The sequence below is a fragment of the Collinsella sp. WCA1-178-WT-3 (M1) genome (assembly GCF_009696325.1).
Classification (GTDB): Bacteria; Actinomycetota; Coriobacteriia; order Coriobacteriales; family Coriobacteriaceae; genus Collinsella.
On record NZ_VUME01000002.1, the window covers coordinates 216,735 to 240,216 of the forward strand.

Annotated in this window: 10 protein-coding genes and 2 tRNA genes; all 12 read left to right on the top strand. The window is 57.0% G+C overall.

From position 1 onward, the window contains the following. The first annotated feature begins 342 nt into the window (after positions 1-342). The 12 genes from FYJ40_RS02615 (at position 343) to FYJ40_RS02670 (ending at position 23,413) form a co-directional block, all read left to right on the top strand. A complete protein-coding gene (locus tag FYJ40_RS02615) occupies positions 343-606 on the top strand; it encodes an HPr family phosphocarrier protein (protein ID WP_154577079.1) in 264 nt (87 codons plus the stop codon). 133 nt (positions 607-739) lie between these two features. Beyond that, positions 740-2,443: a phosphoenolpyruvate--protein phosphotransferase gene (ptsP, locus tag FYJ40_RS02620; RefSeq protein WP_154515551.1), complete on the top strand. Its 1,704-nt coding sequence runs from the start codon at positions 740-742 to the stop codon at positions 2,441-2,443. Between the two features lie 74 nt (positions 2,444-2,517). After that, positions 2,518-3,450, top strand: a complete 933-nt coding sequence (locus FYJ40_RS02625; RefSeq protein ID WP_154515554.1) for a 1-phosphofructokinase family hexose kinase — start codon at positions 2,518-2,520, stop codon at positions 3,448-3,450. 226 nt (positions 3,451-3,676) lie between these two features. Next, positions 3,677-4,609 carry a 1-phosphofructokinase family hexose kinase gene (locus tag FYJ40_RS02630; protein ID WP_154515557.1) on the top strand — a complete coding sequence of 311 codons (933 nt, stop codon included), beginning with the start codon at positions 3,677-3,679 and terminating at the stop codon, positions 4,607-4,609. A gap of 192 nt (positions 4,610-4,801) precedes the next feature. Further along, a complete protein-coding gene (locus tag FYJ40_RS02635; protein WP_154515560.1) occupies positions 4,802-6,196 on the top strand; it encodes a CCA tRNA nucleotidyltransferase in 1,395 nt (464 codons plus the stop codon). Between the two features lie 227 nt (positions 6,197-6,423). Next, positions 6,424-6,500, top strand: a tRNA-Glu gene (locus tag FYJ40_RS02640). A 22-nt stretch (positions 6,501-6,522) separates the two neighbouring features. Further along, a tRNA-Glu gene (locus tag FYJ40_RS02645) sits at positions 6,523-6,599 on the top strand. Positions 6,600-6,751: 152 nt separating this feature from the next. Beyond that, positions 6,752-8,044 carry a lysylphosphatidylglycerol synthase transmembrane domain-containing protein gene (locus FYJ40_RS02650; protein ID WP_154515563.1) on the top strand — a complete coding sequence of 431 codons (1,293 nt, stop codon included), beginning with the start codon at positions 6,752-6,754 and terminating at the stop codon, positions 8,042-8,044. A gap of 136 nt (positions 8,045-8,180) precedes the next feature. Next, complete coding sequence (locus tag FYJ40_RS02655; protein ID WP_154515566.1) at positions 8,181-8,792, top strand: TetR/AcrR family transcriptional regulator; 612 nt, start codon at positions 8,181-8,183, stop codon at positions 8,790-8,792. 194 nt (positions 8,793-8,986) lie between these two features. Then, entirely contained in the window at positions 8,987-10,648 is a 1,662-nt protein-coding gene (locus FYJ40_RS02660; protein WP_154515569.1) for a GGDEF domain-containing protein, read from the top strand. A gap of 245 nt (positions 10,649-10,893) precedes the next feature. Next, positions 10,894-22,368 (top strand): SpaA isopeptide-forming pilin-related protein, encoded by an 11,475-nt coding sequence (locus FYJ40_RS02665; RefSeq protein WP_154515572.1) that lies wholly within the window; start codon positions 10,894-10,896, stop codon positions 22,366-22,368. A 304-nt stretch (positions 22,369-22,672) separates the two neighbouring features. Then, on the top strand, positions 22,673-23,413 hold the full coding sequence (locus FYJ40_RS02670) for a transposase (RefSeq protein ID WP_229770630.1): 741 nt from the start codon (positions 22,673-22,675) through the stop codon (positions 23,411-23,413). The last annotated feature ends 69 nt before the right edge of the window (positions 23,414-23,482 follow it).

A 23,482-nucleotide genomic window follows, 5' to 3' on the forward strand; every position in this document is an offset into this window, starting at 1 on the left:
CAGCCAAACTTTCGTTCGCACGATATTGCTCTGGACCGACCGAGTTTCCGCAGCTTGCTCGCCCACAGGGGGCCGGGCGCGGCCTGTGAGATTTATCGCGAGTTCCGCACGAGCCGAAGAGCACTTAATGTGCTCTTCGTGCGAGCAGGACTGTAGAGCAGGAAATCTCACTGGCCGCGCCCGGCCCCCTGTGGGCGAGCAAGCGGACGACAAACACATCTGTCCAACAATTCGTGCGAAACATAATGAAAAACCGTTTGATGTGAGTTAATATAAGCAACGTCGTGAATATGGCTCCTGTCGCATGGCTGATAGGGGTTAAACACAAAAAAGGAGTCAATTATGGTTTCTGAGAAGGCTACCCTCATTAATCCTCAGGGTCTTCACATGCGTCCGGCTGGCCTCTTCGCCTCCACCAGGGGCAAGTTCGCCTGCGACGTGACGGTCGTCACCCCCGAGAAGGAGGTCAACGGCAAGTCCCCGATGGCCCTCATGGCTGCCGGCATCCCCTGCGGTACCGAGGTCGAGGTCAAGTGCGACGGCGCTGACGAGGCCGAGGCTCTGGCTGCTGCCATCGAGCTCATCAAGAGCGGTCTTGGCGAGTAGAACTCAAACGGGTCGCATGTTGAACAACTAAGTTCATATTTGGGGGCGCAGTGACCTGTTTAAAGGGAACTGCGCTCTTTTGTCATGGATATGGCAAAACGCTTTATCACATGACACGGAGAGAGGAATAGGAATGTATCAGGGAGTCAACGCTTCCGAGGGCATCGGTATCGGCACCGTCATGGTTGCCGTCGAACCCGACTTGACGTTTGAGCCGTACGAGGTTGCTGATTCGGCAGCAGAGAAGGAGCGCTATCAGACCGCTCTTTCGGTCTTCTGCGAGAAGACCCAGGCTCAGGCCGACCACATGAAGGAGACGGTGGGCGAGGCCGAGGCCGAGATCATGAGCGGACACATTGTTCTGGCTCAGGACCCGGGCATGACCGACGCCATCAACGCCGCCATTGACGGCGGCACCTGCGCCGAGCAGGCGCTCATGGACACCTCGACCATGTTTGAGAACATGTTCCTGTCCATGGACGATGAGATGTTCCGCCTCCGCGCGGCAGACATCGCCGACATCCGCACCGGTATTCTGGCCGAGCTTTTGGGCAAGGAGGTCGTCGATCTCTCCGTCCTGCCCGAAAACACTGTCGTTGTCGTGCACGACCTTACGCCGTCCATGACCGCCACGATCGATAAGGCTCACGTTGCCGGTATCGTCACCGAGACCGGTGGCCGCACGTCGCACTCCGCGATCATCGCCCGCGCTCTCGAGATTCCGGCTGTCCTTTCGGTTGCCAACAGCTGCACCGCGCTGCGCAACGGCATGACCGTTGTCGTCGACGGTGGCAAGGGTATCGTCGAGGCCGATCCCGACGAGGAGACGCTCGCCGCCTACACCGCCAAGGCCGAGGCTTTCGCTGCCGAGAAGGCAGCCCTCGAGGCTTTCCGTGGCAAGCCGTCCGTGACTGCCGATGGCATCAAGAAGATCATTGCCTGCAACATCGGTAACCCCGATGACGTGCCCAACGCGCTCGATCACGACGCCGAGGCCATTGGCCTGTTCCGCTCCGAGTTCCTGTTCATGGACTCCGCCGAGCTTCCTTCCGAGGAGGAGCAGTTCAACGCCTATCGCAAGGTTGCCAGCGCGCTCAATGGCGCTCCGGTCATCATCCGCACGCTTGACGTGGGTGGCGACAAAGAGATCCCGTACTTGCACATGGTCAAGGAAGAGAACCCCTTCATGGGCTTCCGTGCCGTGCGTTACTGCCTGGCCAACCCCGACCAGTACAAGGTGCAGCTCCGCGCTCTGCTGCGCGCCAGCGCCTTCGGTGATGTCAAGATCATGATCCCGCTCGTCACTTGCGTCGAGGAGGTCTTGGCTGTTAAGGAGCTCGTCGAGGAGTGCAAGTCCGAGCTGACCGAAGAGGGCCGCAAGTTCAACGAGAACATCGAGGTCGGCATCATGGTCGAGACGCCTGCCGCATCGCTGATCGCTGACCGCCTGGCCGAGGTCGCCGACTTCTTCTCGATCGGCACCAACGACCTGATCGGCTACACCATGTGTGCCGACCGTGGTAACGACACCATTTCTAACCTGTACCAGGTGTACTATCCCGCCGTGCTTCGCTCGCTCAAGAACATCATCGAGAGCGGCGTCAAGGCTGGCATCATGGTCGGTATGTGCGGCGAGGCCGCTGCTGATCCGCTGCTTGAGCCGCTGCTGATCAGCTGGGGCCTCGAGGAGTTCTCGATGAGCGCTCCGTCTATCCTTCGCGCCCGCAAGACCATCAGCCAGTGGACCAAGGCCGAGTGCGACGATCTCGCCGAGAAGGCGCTCGCCTGCAACACTGCCGAAGAGGTCAAGGCGCTGCTTGAGGCTGCCGCTCGCTAATTTGGTATCAGAGGTAACCGCGTGGTTGGAATGGGCTGGCCGCGCGGCCCTCAAATATACAGGGGGTACTGTAAATGTTCTACACGCTAACCGCTAACCCGGCTGTCGACATGACGGTTTCGAGCTCTCCGCTCGAGCCCGACGAGAACGTCCGCACCGGCTCGGCCAGCTACACGGCTAACGGCAAGGGCCTCGACGTGTCCTTCGCCTTTAAGAAGATGGGCGTCGACACCGTCGCGCTCGGCTTCTTCGCCGGCTTCACGGGCAAGTTCATCGTCGAGGAGGTCATGAACCTGGGTTGCCTGTGCCGCCCGGTCTGGACCGACGGCATCACGCGTATCAACACCTATGTCAACGATGGCCAGCACGAGTACGGCATCCTTAACCCCGGCGCCCCGATTACGCCGGAGCACCAGAAGGAGCTCTACAACATCCTGGACACCGCGGGCGATCTTGAGTGCCTGATCGTCTCCGGCTCCGTGCCTCCCAAAGCTACGCCCGACTTCCTGGCTCAGGTCATGGATCACGCTCAGGCTCGTGGCGCCGACGTCGTCCTGGACCTGTCTTCCGACAAGCTCAAGGAGCTCGCTCACAAGAAGCCGCTGCTCATCAAGCCGAACCATCACGAGATGAAGGCCATCTTTGGCGTGCCGGTCGACACCGACGACGAGGTCCGCGTTGCTATGAAGATGGCTCACGATGCCGGCGTCCAGAACGTGCTGCTCACCCGTGGTAGCCGCGGCGACGCTTACTTCTCCAACGGCGAGGACATCTGGTACGCTAAGCGTGAGTTCAACATCAAGCTGGTCTCTTCCGTCTGCGCCGGCGACTGCACGCTCGCTGCGTTCCTGCACAAGTGGTACAGGGATCGCGACAACGTCGAGGAGGCCATGAAGCTCGCTATGGCCACCGGCGCCAACGTTGCCGAGTCCGTGGGCATCGGCGACTTCGGTCACGTCGATGAGTATAGTAAGCGCGTTGCTGTCCGCAAGCTCGATCGCAAGTAAGCGAAACGCTACATATTCTTGACCATATGGCGCCCCGGTTTAAGCCGGGGCGCTTATTTGTAAATTGCAAATGAGCTTCAGGGCAAGCACTCCTGATTTTTTGCCCCGCCTTGCTGCTTTTCTGTCGACCTGCACGCGTTCTACACTGTTCGCCGAGTTGCTATGGTCTTTTCACAAGACGTGGAATATACTTTCATTATCACGTTGCTTTGTGAAAGGAACATTCATGATTTACACGCTCACTGCAAATCCCGCCATTGATTACAACATTTCCTGCGACGGACTTTCCGCCAACACCGTCACCCGCACGCGCAACGCGGTCTATACGCCCAATGGCAAGGGTCTCAACGTCTCGTTCACCCTCGATCACTACGGTGTCGACACCACGATCCTGGGCTTTTTTGCCGGCTTCTCAGGCGAGTATATCGTCAAGGGCGCCGAGGCCCTGGGTGTGCCCGTCAAGCCCGTGTGGACTGACGGCATCACGCGCGTCAACGTTTTCCTCAACGCCGGTCCCGATATCGAGTACAACATGGTCAATGCAGGCGCTGCCATCAATGCTGCCAACGAGCAGGAGATGTTTGAGCTCATCGACTCGCTCGACGACATGACCTGCCTGGTCATTAGCGGCTCGCTGCCCCCCAACACCTCCGAGGGTTTCCTGGCCGAGGTTCTTCGCCGTGTTAAGGCAAAGGGTGCCGAGTTCGTGCTCGATATTTCGAGCCATCAGCTGGCCGATCTCATTGCCATGGAGCCGTTGCTCATTAAGCCCAACGACGACGAGCTGCTTGACATCTTTGGCATTAAGGTGAGCGGTGGCGACGACGAGTCCGTTAAGTGCGCTATGGCTGAGCTGCACGCCAAGGGCGCTAAGAATGTGCTGCTGACCCTTGGTGGCGACGGCGCGTACTTCTCCAACGGCGAGCACATTTGGTTTGCCAAACGCACCTTTGAGGTCAAGCTGCTCTCGACGGTCTGCGCCGGCGATTCCTCGCTTGCCGCCTTCCTGTCCGTGTGGCACGATGCCCCCGAGTGCGTCGAGGACGCCCTGCGCCTCTCGATGGCAACCGGTGCCAACGTGGTCGAGTGCCCTGGTTTGGGCGATTTTGCCAAGGTGGACGAATATAAGAAGCACATCGATATTCGCCAGGTCTGCTAACCGTTTAGACATATCGTTGCCGATCACCCGCTTTGGATCTTCGAGGCGGGTGTTTTTATCTGTTGGCCGCATGGGCTCTGCTGTCTCGTTCGCGCGAATCGATGATGTGATTCCATGTGCGCTCACGCTCGTTTCTTGCTAGACTGCTTGAGAACCATCGTTTAACGCTTGCAAGCGTAGGAGGCCATAGGTATGTGTAATGTTTCGCTCAACGGTACGCAGCCCACAGATGCCTCCCTGCGTGTGCTACGTGCGCTTGAGGACGCCGGTCTCGAGGCCTGGTTCGTAGGCGGTTGGGTGCGTGACGCCCTGATGGGACGTCCCAGCCACGATGTTGACATGTGCTGTAGCGGCCTGTGGCAAGAGTCCAAGGCGGCGCTCGAGGCAGCCGGCATTGCGGTGGTTGAGTCGGGCATAAAATTTGGCGGCATTACCGCCCTTTGTGACGATGAGCGTATTGAGGTCACGACGTATCGCCTGGACGGTTTTTACACCGATGGTCGCCATCCCCAGAGTGTGGAGCGTGCGGCGTCGCTTGAGGACGATCTGGCACGTCGTGACTTTACCGTTAACGCCATGGCTTGGCATCCCCAGCGCGGTCTTGTCGACCGTTATGATGGCCAGGGCGACCTGGAGCGTAAGCTGATTCGTGCCGTCGGAGATCCCAAGCGTCGCTTTAATGAGGATGCGCTTCGCATGCTGCGCGCCGTGCGTTTTGCCTGCCGTCTGGATTTTATGATCGAGCCTAAGACCAAGCAGGCGCTTGCCGAGTGCTCGCCGCTGCTCGATGCCGTGGCACGCGAACGCGTGGGCATTGAGCTCGAGGGGATTCTATCGACCGGCCACGGGGGAGACGCGATGCTACGCTATCCCGAGCTTGTTTGCGCCGCCGTGCCCGAGCTTGCGCCGGCTCGTGGGTTTGACCAGCGCAGCGTCTACCACGCCTTTAATGTCTACGAACATATCGCTCGCGTTTTGACGGTAGCGGGGGAGCTGGCGCTGTGTGACGGTGTGGCGCCTTCGTCGAGCTTAATGTGGGCAGCGTTTTTGCACGATGTCTCCAAGCCCGATTGCTTTACGGTCGATCATGCGGGCAGCGGCCACTTTTACGGTCATCCTGAGCTTGGTGCCAAGAAAGCGCGCGCTATTATGGATCGCTTGGCGCTTTCGCACGATTTGGTTCGCGACGTGTGTCTGCTTATCAGGTTTCACGATAAGCCGTTGCGCCCCGAGCGCTCCTGTTTGCTCAATATGATGCGCTCGCTTTCGGGTGAGGGCGTCGACACGCCGCGTTTGATTGACGAGCTTATGGACCTTAAGCGTGCCGATACGCTGGGTAAGGCACCGTCGTGCTTCTATTACGTCGAGACGATCGAGGAGATGCGTTCGCTCGCCCACGAACTGTTGGAAGCGGGGGAGCCCTATACGCTTAAGATGCTTGGCATTAACGGAGGGGACCTGATTCGCGCCGGCGTCAAGCCGGGGCCTGAGCTGGGACAGCTTCTCAACGTCGCCCTCGACGCCGTGATCGAGAAGAACATTCCCAACACCCGCGAGGCACTTCTGGCCCACCTCAACCTGGGGTAGCTCATTTGGGACGGGGCTTTTTTAGCTACCCCCGCTGTCAATAGGACGAACAATAGTGATTCTGGCAGGGGTAGCTAAAAAAGCCCCGTCCCAAATGAGCTACCAGGTTGACCTGTGTGTTCCATAACCTCACGACAAAATTTGGGCCAATTTGGAATTTCTTCTTGCGCTCGCGTTTTTTGTCCCGTAATATATGTCCTCGCAGCACGGCAGTGCAGATGTCATGTGGCCCGTTCGTCTAGCGGTTTAGGACGCCGCCCTCTCAAGGCGGAGATCACCAGTTCGAATCTGGTACGGGCTACCACTTCTTTTCTGCTGAGGCTTATGGCCCGTTCGTCTAGCGGTTTAGGACGCCGCCCTCTCAAGGCGGAGATCACCAGTTCGAATCTGGTACGGGCTACCAAGTTTTGGATACCCGACCTTCTTTTCGAAGGGCGGGTTTTTTTATTACCTGCGGGCTTGTCTGTTAATCCCATTTGCCCCATAGCTTTACGTTTTGCTTATCTCTCATACGGGTACAATAGGCCAGATACATTGACGGTCAGAAGGAGCCTCATGACGGAGTCCTCTCAGCATACCCCAAAGCCTCAAGTCGATGTTTCGGGCGGCGATGACAACAAGAGCGCACGTCGTGGTGCCATCTTTATTGGCATTGTGCTGGTGGGCTATATCGTCTATTTGGTCGTGACCGGTCAGATGGGTCAGTTCTGGGCCGCCATGGCTAGCGTTCAGGCGCCGTGGCTCGCTGCCGCGTGCTTCTGCATGTTCCTATACTTGTTTTTTGGCATCGTGGCGTACGCGATTGCCGTATGGCTCGATCCCAATTCGCCTGTCGGCATCCGCGACCTCATTTCGGTCGAGGCGAGCGGCATCTTCTTTGGCAACCTGACACCCATGATGATGGGCTCCACGCCTGCCCAGATTTATCGCCTGACCAAAGCCGGCCAAAATGTGGGCGAAGCGGGTGCCACGCAATTCACCCGCTTTATCGTGTACCAGTTTGGTTTGGTGGCATGGGGTGCCATTCTGCTGCTCGCCCGCATGCCGTTTTTCGCCGAGCGCTATGGCGACATGACGCTGCTTTGCGTCTTTAGTTTTGGCGGCCACTGCTGCATTCTTCTTGGCATCTTTGCCGTGGCGTTGATGCCCAAGACCGTCACGCGCGTTGCACATTGTATTATCAATTGGCTCGAGCGCATGGGCGTTTCCGCTACTAAGATCGAGGGCTGGCGTACCTTTGTCGATGGCGAGATCTACTCGTTCTCCGAGAAATTCAAACTCTCTGCCGGCCATTTTTCGTCCATGCTGCTCACGGTCGTCATCACCATGTTGCAGCTGGCGTTTTTCTACCTGGTTCCGTATTTTTTGATGCTTGCCTTTGGTCAGTACGACGTTGACTTTTTCTCGGTCATGGCGGCGAGTGCTTTTGTACAGCTGTTGAGTTCCGCCGTCCCGCTGCCTGGCGGCACCGGTGGTGCCGAGGGCGGCTTCGCGTTGTTCCTGGGTCACTTTTTTGGCACGGCGGCGACTGCCGGCTATCTGCTTTGGCGTCTGATCACCTTTATCGCGCCGACCATTTTGGCCGCTCCTCTTTTGGGCCTTAAGAGCGCTCATAACGAGAGTATCCATGCGCGCTGGGACCGTATGATGTGCAAGCTCGGGCGCACTCCTCAGAAGCCTTCTGCGTCCGTTAAGGCACATCCAACCTCTCAGGTTACCGTGGACCCCAACCAGCATGCTCAAAAGACTGCTGTGGCCTCTAAACCGGCACGGAAGACCTATGTTCGTCAGACTGGCGACGGTATCCGCGTTTCCCCTGCGGCGCTCAATAAAAAGAAGCGGCCCTAGAGCCCAGTTGGTGAGTCGTGCGTTCTTAATGATGGTCGTCATTGCGATGCTAGATGTAGGATAATCCTCTTACGTTGATTATCTCCCACTTGTACAGGAGCTATAGGTGGGCAGTTGACATGAAGGGGACACGTCTATGGCCACCACTAAACCGCGCCTTGACCGCCGCATCGTTCGCAGTCGCAATGCGATTCTTTCGGCATTCGAGCGACTGCTGATGGAAAAGCCCCTCGCCGATATTACGGTGAGCGCCATCGCGCGCGAGGCAAATGTCGACCGTAAGACCTTCTACGTGCACTTTGGCACGGTGGACGGCTTGCTCGATGCCATTGCCGTGGATGTGGTCGAGATGATTGTCGACTCAGTCGAGAAGACGCTTTCCTCTATGGGCGGTAACACCAACGAGCGCGCACTCGGAGCGGCGGCGACCTTCTTCAAAACCGTTAACGAGGCGCTGTGCAACAATTTGGTGCTCAATCGCCAGCTGATTGAAAACATTCCGCTCGACGACTTTATGGCTCGTCTTCGTGCGCCGCTCGAACATGAGATTGCCGAGCGCGATCTGCTGCCCCAAGGTCTCAAGGACGAGATGTTCGATTACTACCTGGCGTTTTTGCTGTCCGGTATTATCGGTATCTATCGCACGTGGGCATTATCCGACGGATCGGTTCCCATCGAGCGCGTCTCGGCGGTCGCCAACGACCTGACCCTGAACGGCCTTTCGAGCCTAGAGACCCGTTTGTCTTAGTGCGGTATCCCCTGGAGCTCCCTTGCCGTTTAGGTCGTCTATCCGTAGTGTGATGCTCGATTGATTGGGATGAATCTGACTAAATACGCCCGGCGATACCCGAAAGATCGGTATCGGTTTTCTTGAATTATTGCTGGAGAGTGATAAAACCTAATTTAGGTTGTTTTGAACCCGGTGACTATGGCCTGATTCTGATGGATATTCAGATGTTTGTTATGGACGGGCAACGTAGCAATAAAACAGAGATTGAAATAATACGTATGAATAATATCGTTTCCTTGTTTATGTTTAGTCGTTGTGAATATGAGAAAGTAAAGCGGAATGCATGGGAAGAAAACTGGAAAGCCATGCGGCTGTATTCTGTTGTGGCGCTTGTTGCCTTTGTAGTCATAACGCTGCTGAGTACGGTTTCTCTGAGTATCGGAAAATATAAATGGGTGTATCTGGCCTATACGTTCCTTTCTTTGCTCTATTTTTGCATTTCTCGTTGTCAACTTAGTAGCTTCTTGGGGAAAGAGCTGGTTGTATACAGCTTTTTTGCCGCGCTGTTGCTGTTCGGCATTATTACGGGAACGGTGATTACGCCGGAGGAGCTCACGGTCAACTACATTGTGTTCATGATGGTAGCGCCGCTGCTGTTTACCGCTAGAGCGGCGGTCATGAACGGGCTGATTCTGAGCAGTATGCTGCTCTATATCGGACTTGCTTTCTTTGCGCAGCATAACCCAATTCTATCCAAAAACCTCGTGAATGTTATTTTGTACGGGGTGCTGAGTATGTTTATGACTGCCACGATGATGCGAAGCAAGCTCCAGAGAATTCTGTACCATAAGGAAATGGAAGCGTTGGAAGTCAGCAAGCGCGAATCGCAGGAACGACTCCTGAATTACGAGAGATTTCTCACGGACATGGTTCGGTATGCCGCTTCGGAAGCAACTCCGGACAAAGTACTGAATCAACTGGTGGAGTATATCGGACAGCGTGTGACCGCCGATCGAGCGTACATCTTTGAACAGAATCACCGCGGAACGTTTGACAACACCTACGAGTGGTGCAAAGCGGGCGTACCCAAAGAAAAAGATAACCTGCAGGATGTGCCGTATGAAGGCATCATTGAAACATGGTGTGCACAATATCAAGAATCCAACAATGCCATCATCCATGACATTGAAGAATGCAAAAAAACAAGCGAAGCTATCTATGAACGGCTGAAACCCCAGGGTGTCAATACCTTTGTGACAGGGCCAATCAAAATCAACGGCAAGATGGTCGGATTCTACGGTGTGGACAATCCTCCCAAAGAGAAACTGCACGAGATTTCGAATGAGATGGATATGATCGAGTTTATGGTCTCTTTTATGATAAGACTGCGCGATAATGCGAATGCACTGGAGCACAGTGCATTATATGACCAGCTCACAGATTGTAAAAACAGAAAAGCACTGGATTGGGCGTACACAGAAAAGCTGGGGAAGTACTTTCCCCTGGCGGTTGTCATGTGCGACCTAAATGGCCTAAAGGAAATAAATGACCAAAAGGGACATGACGCCGGTGATAAAGCCATTGTGCAGACCGCACAGACGCTGAAATCTGTGTTCGGAAAGCGTCATGTGTATCGGCTTGGCGGAGATGAGTTCATTGCGGTTCTGCCAAACATCACACATCCGGCGTTTCAGAAACTACTGGAAACGGCAAAAAGCCAACTGGGGGCTACCGCGTCCCTCGGTACGACCATAAGCGGCACAAAGGACACGGATTTTGAGTCGCTTCTGAAAGCCGCAGATGCGCAAATGTATGAAAACAAGAGGCAATACTACATCGCGGCAGGGAATGATCGGAGAAAGCGCAGCTTGTGAGAGGGAAAAGCTGCGCATATAAACGTAAAACTGCACGGTATTTCACGACTTTGACTGCACAGGGCAGCACGGTTCGTGATGTCGCTTTCAAGCAGATGGATGTTGCATTTAATCAGTCTGAAAATGCCCAGATGAGCATTTCGCCTGGGCAAATAGTGCACCGCCTTTCATTAATCCTATTTTTCTCCGGTTGTTGTTTCGCTAAGATATAAGGCTTAGGAGACTATTACCGAAAGTAGGTTGGGATGAGGCAGTTTAAGCGTGCTGTGGCTTTTGCCCTCACCTTTATCATGTGCGTCGAGGCCCTTTTGGGTAACGGCGTTGCCAGCGCGGTTGCCCTTACGCTTGAGGACGCCCAGTCGTGGCAGGACATTGTCCAGCCGTTTGCCGAGACCGATGCGGCGGGGGAGTCGGATGACAAGACCGGCTCGGACGCCGCATCGGGCGTCTCGTCGAGCGATAGTTCGGGTGAGGCTAGCGCGAGTGCTTCGAACGACGACAAGTCTGACTCAAACACTTCCAACAACACCACCGCCTCCAACGAGGACACTTCTGACAACCAGGATGCCGTTGACGTGGTCCCGCGCGACTGGTCGCACGATGCCAGCGCGCTCACGGTATCCTCCGAGGGCCTTGCCTTTGACAAGCGCTTGGGAGAGCTTGCTGGAGCAGGCCCCATCGAGGAAATTCCTGTGCAGCTGCCTGCCTCGCTCAACATCAAGTGTGTTCTCAACGCGCCGCTGCTTGAAGGCGACACCTTTAACGTCGATCTTCCCGCCGGGCTCACATTCGACCTCGATTCGGCCAAGCTCCAGGACCATGATGGCATCAAGCGCATTGCCCTCTACCGCTTGGATGCTGAGGGCAATACCACGCGCATCCGCCTTGGGTATGCACAGCTCACTGCCACTAAGCTTACTGTGGCCTTTGCTACTCCGCATGACGAGCAGACCGATGCCGACCTTTCCTTTGAGGCTAAAGAGTCTTTTGCCGTCGATGCCGATGTACTGCTCGATTCCGAGCTCCTCAAAGACGAGGAGTCAACGCTTGACTGGGCGATACAACAGACGCAGACCGAGGGCGTGCGCACTTGCGAGCTCACTATTCCCGCGCGCTCCCATGTTGAGGAGCTTCTTGGGATTGATAGGGCCGATGCTTCCTCAACGGTTGCCGTCACTGTGGCGGGCACCTTCCAGGATCCGGTTTCTGCGGTGACCCCTGTGGGTTCTTACGGCAGCAAGATCACGTTCACCACGTTTTGGGCCGATAACAACAACGTCAACCGCCCGTCCGCGCAGGCTCTCCAGAATCGAAACGAATACCGTGTATTCTATTCTCTTGATGGCGGTAAGACCTATGTGGCGCTCACCAAGGACGGAGATATCCTGTCCGATGAGGCTGCCGTGCAGCTCGGATTTACCCAGGAGACCCTCGATGCCGTCAAGACCGATGGCCACTTGGTAAGCGTTGCAGCGTCCACGGTCTCCGAATACGAGGCGTCTGTAGTACTCGCAGGCAAGCTTCCCGCCAAGGTCGTGACGCGAACGGACGACGGCACGGCGCAAGAACAGCCCATCACGTATGCAATTTCCCACGTGACGGCGGGCGATGGGGACGTGGAAGTCAAAACTGGCTCGACGCTCTATCCTAACTCCAACGCCGACCCTTCGCAGAGCTCTGAGTCTGGCGACTACATCGTGCCCGACTCCTCCATGCTGAGTGACCGTACGGACTATGTGGAGCCCTTTGCCAAAGAATGTCTGATGATGCTCAAAAACGTTAGCTTTAACGTCGATGTCCACATTGGCAACGATATGGTGGATCACAACCTTTCGGGCGATAATGGCTGGTATTCGACATGGGGTGAGTACCTGACCCTTACGGCTGCGCGGCATATGGGTGCGTCTGACGACAAGGATGTAAGCAATATCAACGGGGACGGTCTTCTGCAGCTCATCGAACACGAGCTCTTTAGTGTTACCTGGAATGACAATGCTTCCAACAACTATGTTATAAGCGGTCGCATGCCGGCCTACCATCCATCCGGCGTGTCGATGAAGTACCGCCTGATCCAGCAGACAATAAATAACTCCGGCACCTCCGGCTATCGCGATGCCTACGAGGTCTCCTACGACAACAAGGTCGTTCCCGACTATGCGAGCGATATCTCCGCGTGCTACAGCGGCGGTACTATGACGGTGCGCCATACGGGCACCACGCGGTTTGAGGCTACCAAGGTCTGGCTCGATGACTACGCGCCCGGTTCGACCGATTCCAATGGCAACAAGATTTCGCGCCCCGCGACCACCTATACCCTGTGGCGCTATTCCGCAAGGCCCGGCAACGATGCGCGGAGCGCGGCGCAGGTGGTCGCGATGACGGGTGATCGCAAAGGCGAGTTCGTAAAGCTCGAGGTCACGGCCGAGCAGAATAATAAGCTGGGCGCGAGCTACAACAGTGAAGACGGTTCCATCAACAACGCTACGATGGACCTTGGAAAGATGCTGCGCGATAAGTACGACACCGATGGCTTCACGCAGCTTGCCAAGTACGATCCCGAGGGCTACCCCTATATCTACCAGCTCCGCGAGTCGACGCTCGCGGGTTATGAGCATGTGTTCGGCAAGGTCGACAACGAGGGCAACACGACGGGCGATCTCGGTCCCAACTATTTCAGTGCAAGCGATACATACATCGAGTATTTGCTTGATGGATGGATGCGCTCCGATTCCGACAACTTTGGCGTCTACAACGGCGGTACGCTCACCAATCGTCGTGCTGAGACCGAAACCGTTAGCGCCAAGAAGCGCTGGGATATCGGAGCCTATCAAGATCAGCTCGGTACCGTCGAGGTGAGCTTTCAGCTCCAGCGCATCCTTAAAGAGCATGCTACATATAACAACGGACAGTGGTTCTCTAAGGAAGATTCCATGTATGGAGCTGATGGCTCGCTTATCGGCACCTATACCTGGAACGACGTCGTTGACGGTCGCGTCACGCTTAACGGCTGGAGCGCCGAGAATTCTGAGCAGTCCTTCTCGAAGAGCGGTCTGCCCCGATATGACGAGCTGGGCAACGAGTACGTTTACCGCTGGCAAGAGGTTGAGGTGCTGGACACGCAGGATCCTGACCGGTTCTCTGCCTTGCCTACCACACCGGACGGCCCGTTTGAGTTTTTTGGCACGTTTACTGATGCTAACGGCAACCAGAATCTCCTTTCCTTTAATGGCGAATATGATGCTAAAGAGAAATGCTTTGTCAACAGCTACGTGGATACAGTTGATGCGACCGTTGATAAGTATTGGCAGGCCCTTGATGCCGATGGCAATCCTATTTGGACACAGGACGCCAATCAATGTGGTAATGGCGTTGCTCCAAAGGTAACGGTCAAGGTAATCCGTAACGATTCGCTGCTTACAACGATTGAGCTGGACGGTCGCGTTGATTCCACGCCCAATCTTCAGACGATTCCTGGCTCTTCCTGGAAGCTTGGCTGGTGGGAGAGGAGTCCTTGGCATGTTGAGTTTATCTGTCTACCCAAATATGACGACAACGGATCTAAGTACGACTACCTCTTTCTTGAGGAATCGGTGGATGGCTTTACCCTAGACCATACGGTTCGCGGTATCGACCCCGAGTCTTCCAATATCTATACCAAGTTTTATAACCGGCGCGTGATTGAAGGCAATGCCTCCAGTTCGAAATTTGCGGTCTCCAAGAAATGGCTTGATAGCGGCAACGCTGCCTCCCGCGTGCCTGTTGAGATTGGCCTGTATGCGAAGCACGATATCGTTTCTCAAAGGGATAGACAGTTGGCCTATAGAGAGGGTGAACTGATTAATAAGGTCACTCTTAACGAAGAGAACTCTTGGTACGACGAATTAAATGTCCCAGTTGGCGGGCTTTCCAAGAATGACGTCTCTATCAGAGAGCTGTCTACGCTTAATAGCAGCGATACACCTGACGACCTAGAATATGAGGTCATCGATCGCGATACTGCTGTTTGCAGGGCTACAGGCGGCTCTGCCGAGGAGATTGCGGCCTATGGTTCGCTGCTTAGAAATTGGCCTGAGACGGATACCTCTACTCGCATGATCTCCAAGAACCTTTCGCAGGGCTTTTCGTATGAGGTTTCGTATGGGGAAAATCGCGATAAAAATTCTCTCGAGGTCACGAATCGCCGCGTTGGTTCGGTGGATATCTCTATCGATAAGACCTGGGCTGACGCTGGATCTGCTGAGAGCAAGCGCCCCAAAGCTCAGATAACAATCTCTGCGCCCGCATCGAGCTCCGAGTTTACGTTTGTCTGTGACAACAGTCGGAAGCTGTTCGTTAGGGTTGCCGGTAAAATCGACCAGCCTCTAAAGAAAAAAGATTCGGAGGGCAACTTTAGCTCGCTAACTGGGTCTGCTGACGCCTCCGAAAACACCGATGTGATCGTTTCAAAGGATTCAAAGTCCATTACCTTTACGGTCGATGTGAACAAGGCCTCATCCTTCTTCTCCGTCGTGGGGCTTCCTAAGTACGATCTTTCCGGCGCCATCGTTGATTGGAAGGTCGAGGAGAATATCGTCAATGCCGGTGACTATCGATCCGTCGGCGGACTTTCGAGCACAGACTTCGGTTCGCCCTGGCACCAGGAAGACCAGCTCAACTATTCGTTTACTAACAAGCGTACGGGCACCAAGGACGTGACGTTCCATACCAAGTGGTTTGACCACTACGTCAAGGACGTCCTCAACCAGCGCCCTGACGTTAAGCTGGTGCTGTATCGTGCTGCTTATACGTATGACGATAACGGCAAAATCATTACAGATGGCAAAGGAAATCCCGTAATCACGCTCTCGTCGGTTTCTCCTTCCGAGTACGACGGCAACTTTGAGTGGGTGTCGTCCGACCCAGCCGATCGCCTGCGCAACGACACCAAGGGTGACTTTACCCAATACGCCACGTTCAAGAACCTTCCCAAGTACGACGGCAACGGTGGACAGTACGTCTATTACGCGCGTGTGGATATGAATGTCCTGGATGACACCAAGGGCGCGCTCGACTACTATGATGACGATACGGTTTCGAAGGATTCCTATACAAAGGACCCCGGCTCGTGGGATAAGGCAGATGACGAGGTTAGATCGTTTGCCGATTGCCTCTTTGCAGACAACGACCAGCAGCTCGTTTACCGTGAGGACTCGACGTTTAATTTCCATATCCACGGCTCGGTAACGGTCTCGGGTGAGAAGCTGTGGGAGAACGTCCCTGTCGGTTACTCCAAAGACGACCTGCCGGCGATTTCTATCTACGTGCAGCGCCGCCTGCTTAAGGGTTCGTACGGAGCTAACGGCAACTGGACCGATGGCGCTGCTTTGCCTTGGTCTGGCCTTGCACTGACTGTGGATGCTACGCAGGCAAAGGACTATACCGTGGCCAGCTCTAATACGGGTAAGACCGACTCTGGTCAGGAGATCCTTGACGGCAAGACTGCTGTCGCCTGGACGAACAGCCTTGAGAAGGACGGCAACAAATGGACGTTCAGCATCGGCCAGTACGGGGACAATTCCAATAGCAACGCTCTGCCGAGCGATAATAAGCTCGCGGCCTACGATGCCGAGGGACGTCGCATTGAGTACCGTGTGCGCGAGGTCATCGATGGCATTGTTGGTAAGGACGGTTGGCACCTCACGTCCGAAAGCGAACTCGAGAAGGCCTTTGACAAGGTCTACGATATTAGATATACGGCCTTCTCGATCAGGAATACCTATAAGTCTAAGCAGGGCAAGCTCACGCTGTACAAGGTCTTTACGGGGCGTGCCCACGTTGACACCAAGTACCCCGACTCGACGTTTAGGCTCTACCGCTACTACGTCAAGGATGATGACTCCAAGAGCGCTCTGACCTTTGTGGCTGAGCAGACGCTCAAGGGCAAGGACGTCAATCATGCCACCGAGTCCGGTGCTGTCACGTTTGACAACCTCGACATCTACGCGCCCTCAGGTGCCAAGTGGCGATACGTTGCCGTTGAGGTTGTGCCCAACGGCTATACCGCCACGAGCGGCAAGGGCGAGCTTGCCGCCGATGCTTCTGGTTTTAAGTCTTCGGATGAGTGGGCGAATATATATGACGTCGTTCTTCCCACGGACGTAAAAGGCACCCTCTCCATGGGTCCCACCGTTAAGCTTGATGAGAACCCCTCCGCAGTGAGCGAGACGTTTAAGAATGCCTACGTGGTCGATTCGGTTGACCTAAAAGGCCAGAAGAAGTGGGTCGACAGCAATAATATCTTTGGCACGCGTCCGAAATCTATCAAGCTGACGCTTAAGCGCTGGTACCAGAGCGGTGGCCCCGATGAGGAGAACCCTGGCGGCGTCACGCTGCAAAGCAGCGATCCTTCTGGAGCTAACTACATCGAATGGGATAAACCCTCTGGAGACATCTGGACCTATACCATCAAAAATCTTGAGAAGTGGGCGCCCGACGGTACCGCTTGGAAGTATGAGGTCTCGGAATCGCCTGCTGACATGCCATACCAATACAAAATCAATGCCAAGAATAAAGGCGGATCGTGCCTTTCGACCGATGGTTCTAATTCCGAGAGCGTTCAGTTCCCGTTGATCCAGAATGAGTTGATGGGCCAAGTTGGGTTTAAAAAGAGCTGGGATCAGGTTGACGCTTGGGCGCAGCGTCCTGCTCAGTACTACACGCTTCAGGCTCGCAAGCTTGGCTCCAGCGATGAATGGCAAGAGGCCGGCTCGTTCTTTGTCTCGTGTGGGATTGTCGAGGCGGATCTCGAGAAAAATACCAATTATGACAATACGGGCTTGATCGCCTATAAGCTTCCGGGCAGTAATCGATATACGGTCGATAAGCTCACCGCGGACGAGACACGTCCCACCACGTATGACTCAAACACTACTTGGACGAATCTTCCCTTGGAAGTCAAGACATCGAGCGGTGGGGTTAAGGTTGAGTACCGCGTGGTTGAGAGCCTGCTTATCTATGACAAGAAGGCAGGCAGCTCCAATACCGACAAGAAAGCAGGCAGCTCCAATACCGTCAAGGTCTACCTCGAGTGCGATAGGGACGGGAATTATTCAATTAAGAATTCCGCGGCGAGTGTCTACCGTCCCTCTCAGTCTGAAACCCATGAGCCAGATAGCCCAAACTGGAAGTCAAACATCACGAATGTGTGTACAGTGGGAACCACTTCTGTTACGGTGCAAAAGACCTGGAATGACTGTGGCAACGCTTGGGTAACACGTCCGGGCACGTCTTCTCCAAATGACTCCTGGGCTACGACGTTTGTCCTGCAGCGCTCTTCTGATGGCGGGCGTACGTGGAAGTGGTTTACCAAGTACGGGTCCGTTGTCGACAATCCATTTAACGGTTCGATTCTTAACGATAACCTGCTTACCCGAAAGGTCGCAGATACCAATGTTTCCTTTGATAAGTTGCCTACGCAAGGCGTTGGTGTGAACGGTCAGGCCGTTAATTACAAATACCGCGCAGTGGAGCTGGTTAAGGGCAGCTATGAGGCCACGACTGTTTCGGCGGATGTTCTCGCTATAAGCGACGACCGCTCGATGCGTCTTGAGCTGGTGCCGGCCTCAGAAGAAGGGGTTCAGCGCTATGTGAACACGCTGGTGACGACCACAGTTACCGGTACTAAGACTTGGAATGACTGGGGCACGGGGCTTGCTTCGACGCTTGATCCTTCTACCTGCGGTATTAAGCTCAATTTGTATCGAAAGGTTGCGGGTGGCAGCGAGGAGCTTGTCAAGGTTGCCGATGCCACTGGCGCCCTGCGTGATGCTGCGCCCACGTGGAGCAAGAATGAAGATGGCACCTGGACCTACGAGTTTACGGGATTGCCCCAGACCGCCCAGAACGGCAAGGTGTATTCCTACAGCGTGAAAGAGGTCGACGGGTCCGTTGCCGGTTGGTATAACGCTCAGAATGATAAGGGCAACCTTACCAACGCTGCGACGCGCTTGACGTTTGACAAGGTCGAGGGCGGAAGCGGTACGGGCGTTGCCGCCGATACGAAGCTCAACGGCGTGACGTTTGAGATCTTCGATAACACTGGTCAGATGGTTGCCACGTGGTCGCGCGATGAGAATGGCGCTGTCTCCGTTACTGTGGAGGACGGTTATGGCAAGGCTGGCGCCGGCGAAAACGCTGGCTGGATCGTGGGTTTGCCGGCAGGGGAGTACAAGGTTCACGAGGCTGTGGTGCCCGCGGGCCATGTCGCCGTGGCGGACTTCACGGTCAAGATCGGCGTCGATGGCGTCGTGACGCACGAGGAGCCGCCCGAGGGCGTCGATGGCGTTGTGACGATCGAGGAGCCGCCCGAGGGCGTCGAGCGTCACGCCGCCAAGATCACGGTGGCCGACCCGCTCTACCGCTCCGCCTTCTTGCTGCAGAAGGTCTACAGGCACGGAGATTCCGAGCTGCCGGTCGCGGGCATGACGTTCGACCTCTACTGCGGCACCTACCATGCCTCCTCCGTTGACGGCGGCGGTGTGAAGATCGCCGCGATCGTGACGGATGCCGATGGCAAGTGGAGTGCGGACGGCTCCGTCGAGTGGCTCAACCGCGATGACGCCTTTGGCGTGCTCGCCGGCTACTTTTTCAAGCAGTCCGACGGCCTGCCCGCGGGCGACTACTACCTGGTGGAGACGGGCGAGTCCGCGCTTACCAAGAAGCCCGGCGGGGTGAAAGAGTTCACGCTGGATGGCAGCGTTAGGGGAACGACGATGGCCGTCAAGGTCGAGAACCGTGAGTTCAACGCGGGGCTCGAGATTCATAAGCGGGATGCGCTCACGCATTCTGCGGTTAACAATGCCACGTTTGAGCTGCGCTACACGCCCTTGGGCTCTACCGATGTTGTGACTATTGGCGGGCTCAAGTCTGGCTATTCTTACGCGCTCGGTGCCGCGGGCACGAGCTGCCTGGCCCCTGTTCCCGCCACGCCGGGCGCGCTCAGGGTGACGGGCCTCAAGAAGGGTCAATATCAGCTTGTCGAGACTTCGCCGGCGGTTGGCTATGCTTCTGTCGGGGCCGCCGGCACGGTTGTGCGAGAGTTTGTCGTGGGCGAGGGCTCGGCCGGGCTTGCAAATGTTGTCCCCGACCCCGATGTCACCAACATGCCGCTGCTGGGCAGCGTGACGATGCATAAGGTGGACACTGACGGCAATGCGATCGCGGGCGCTCAATTTAAACTGCAGCGTTTGGCTGGCGGTGACTGGACCGATGTGGCAGACGGCCTCTATACGACCGACGCTGACGGGCGCATCACCGTGACGGGTCTCGCTTGGGGTACCTATCGCTTTGCCGAGGTCGCGCCTGCCGCAGGCTTCTACATGAGCGGCAGCGTCACCACCAAGAGCGTTACCGTTGGAGCCGATAACGTGGCGGGCTCCATCATTTCGCCCCTCGACTGCGGCACGGTGACCAACAAGAGGCTCGGCTTTGGGCTCCTCAAGGTCAACTACGATCGTGAGCACCTCTTGGGCGCGCACTTTACGGTGGCTGGCGCATTCTCCGACGGCTCGGCCGCGCACGATCTCGTGACCGCCGCCGACGGCACGGCTTCGCTGCCCGATGGCCTGCTCGTGGCGGGGGAGACCTATACCGTGAAGGAGACTGCGGCGCCCGAGGGCTACAAGATCGGCGACGGATCCGCTGCGAGCGCCTCCGTCTCCTTCAGGGTGGGCTCCGACGGTTCCTTTACCGCCGTTGGCGATGACAGTGGCGACACCTGGTCGCTCACCGGCAGCGGCGAGCTCTCGCTCACCATGAAGGACAAGGCCAACAGCATCTCGCTCTCCAAGGCGGACGCCGCGACGGGCGATTTCGTGGCCGGTGCAACGTTTACCGTCGCCGGGAGCTTCTCCGATAGCGCCGACGGCTCAAAGACCGTCAGCCCCGTGAACGGCGCCATCGAGCTGCGCGGCCTCATCAACGGCAAGGTCTACCGCATCGAGGAGACCGTCGCCCCCTACGGCTACGTGCGCCTGGACGCTCCGCTCTGCGTGCGCTTTGACGAGCGCGGCGAGCGCCTTGTTGTGGTCGACGAGCGCGGCACGGCGCTCTCGCAGGCCCCCGAGGGCTGGGTCGTGACTGACGGTCGTGCGATCACTGCCAACGATCCGCTCTACCGCTCTGCGTTCTCGCTGGAGAAGGTCTACAGGCACGGTTCTTCCGAGCTGCCGGTCGCGGGCATGACGTTCGACCTCTACCGCGGCACCTACGATGCCTCCTCCGTTGACGGCGGTGGCGTGAAGATCGCCGCGATTGTGACGGATGCCGATGGCAAGTGGAGTGCGGACGGCTCCTCTGAATGGCTCAACCGCGATGACGCCTTTGGCGTGCTCGCCGGCTACTTTGTCAAGCAGTCCGACGGCCTGCCCGCGGGCGACTACTACCTGGTGGAGACGGGCGAGTCCGCGCTCACCAAGAAGCCCGGCGCGGCCGGCGCGGTGACCAAGTTCACGCTGGATGGCAGCGATAGGGGAAAGACGAAGGCCGTCAAGGTCGAGAACGATGAGTTCAACGCGGGGCTCGCCATTGAGAAACGCGATGCCGCGACCGGATCTCCGGTCAACGGTGCGGGCTTCGAGCTCGTCTACACGCCGCTTGGCAAGACTGACTCCGTGACGATCTCCGGGCTTAAGACCGGCTGTTCATATGTGCTCGACGCGACGGGCACGCAAGTGGCGGCGCATTCCTCAAATGCAGACGGCTGCCTTAAGGTGACGGGCCTCAAGAAGGGCGGCTATCGGCTTATCGAGACGGTTTCCGCAACCGGCTATGCGCCGGTTGCGCCGGGCGGCTCGCTCGTGAGCTCGTTCGATGTGCTCGATGCCGCCAATGGGGTCGTCAACGTGCTCGCTACGGCAGACGGCTCGGCTCCCGTCGTTACCAACGAGCCGCTGCTGGGTAGCGTGTCGATGCGCAAAGTCGACGAGGGCGGACAGCCCATTGCCGGCGCAACGTTTAAGCTGCAGCTCAAGAGCGGTTCGGACTGGGTCGATGTGGGCGATGGCCGCGCAACCGATACGGATGGCTCCATCGTGGCGACGGGTCTCGCGTGGGGCACCTATCGCTTTGTCGAAGTCGCCCCCGCGGCTGGCTATTACCTCGACCGCGAGGAAGTCGCTACAAACGAACTGACCGTTACGGCAGATAATGTGGCCGGTTCCATCGAGTTACCGCTCGACTGCGGCACAGTGACCAATACGGCTTTTGCCCTAAAGCTCCTCAAGCGCAATGAATCCGGCGACGCACTGTCCGGTGCGGTCTTTCGCGTCGATGGCCGGTTTGCCGACGGCTCATCTGTCGTTGAACTTACCAGCGGCGACGATGGCATCGCCTCGCTTGGCTCGGCCCAGCTCGTGGAGGGGGAGACCTATACCGTGACGGAGACTTCGGCGCCTGCCGGTTACATGATCGGCGACGGTACCGCCGCGAGCGCATCGTTCTCCTTCTCGGTTGCCGCGGACGGATCTTGGTCCGCTGTGGGTGAGAGCAACCCCGCCGTCTGGTCCATGAGTGGCACGGGCTCGCTTGAGCTTGCTGTGACCGATAAGGCCTATACGGTCTCACGTTCCAAGGACGGCATGCCCGGTACGGGCGACAGTCTGTTTGCTGTCTCTGACGCGCTCGCAACGCTTGGTCTCATGGCGCTTGCCATTGGCTTGCGTCGCACGCGTCGACGCAGCTAGGCGGTAACTAATTACGCCAAGACGGGGCATACGGTTCATCACCGTATGCCCCGTCTTTCTTGTCTGATGCGTCATCCCGCGTTAGCAGCTGCTCTTCGCCGCTCGTATCGCTTTCGCCCATTGATGGTGCCGCCTGACCGTGCGCCCTCGTTGACGCTCTGACCGGCCTGCACGTTGATCTGTGATCGCGTCGAAAATGTTGGTGTAAGGGTGACACCCTAGCGCTCGTTTAACGAAGAACGGCCTTCGTCCTAGAATCTGAAATCACCACAACAACAGGTTCTAGGAAAGGACGAAGACCGCTATGGAAATCTTATCAGACCCGACGCCGGACATGCTCGCCATGCCCCGTTTCGACGACGGCGCCATCGATATGCAGGAGCTGCTTCGCAGACTCGCCGAGCAGGTCGTGAACGCCGTGATGGACGCCGAGGCCGACCAGCTCTGCGGTGGCGGGGCGAACAGCCGAAACGGCTACCGCGAGAGGTCGCTCGCCACCTGCGTCGGCACGCTGACGCTGCGCATCCCCAAGCTGCGCTCCGGCAGCTTCTTCCCGGAGGACGTGCTCGAGCGCTACCAGCGCGTCGACCGCGCCCTCGTTGCCGCCGTCGCCGAGATGTACGCCACGGGCACGAGCACCCGCAAGGTGCAGAGGGTGGCCGAGAAGATGGGCGTCTCCAGGCTCTCGAAGGACCAGGTGAGCGCCATCGCCTCGAGCCTGGACGCAGACATCGAGGATCTGTGCGGAAGGCCGCTCGACGGCTCGCCGGTGCCCTACGTCTGGCTCGACGCGACCTACGTCAAGTGCCGCCGCGAGGGGCGCGTCGCCTCCACCGCCGTGGTCACCGCCATCGGCTGCGATGCGGGCGGCCGGGGGCGCGTCCTTGGCGTCGACGTGGTCGACACCGAGTCCTACGACTCGTGGCTCGCCTTCCTGCGGGCCATCCGCTCGCGCGGGGCGGCGGGCGTGCGGCTCGTCGTCTCGGATGTTAGCGCTAATCTAAAATTGACCACTTTCGCAAACGCATCTCGCCGAATGCGCTAACGCGCTTTCGCCGACCCCGCTAACGTACTTTCACCAACTGCGCTAACGGAACTATGCTCCGATCGGGTA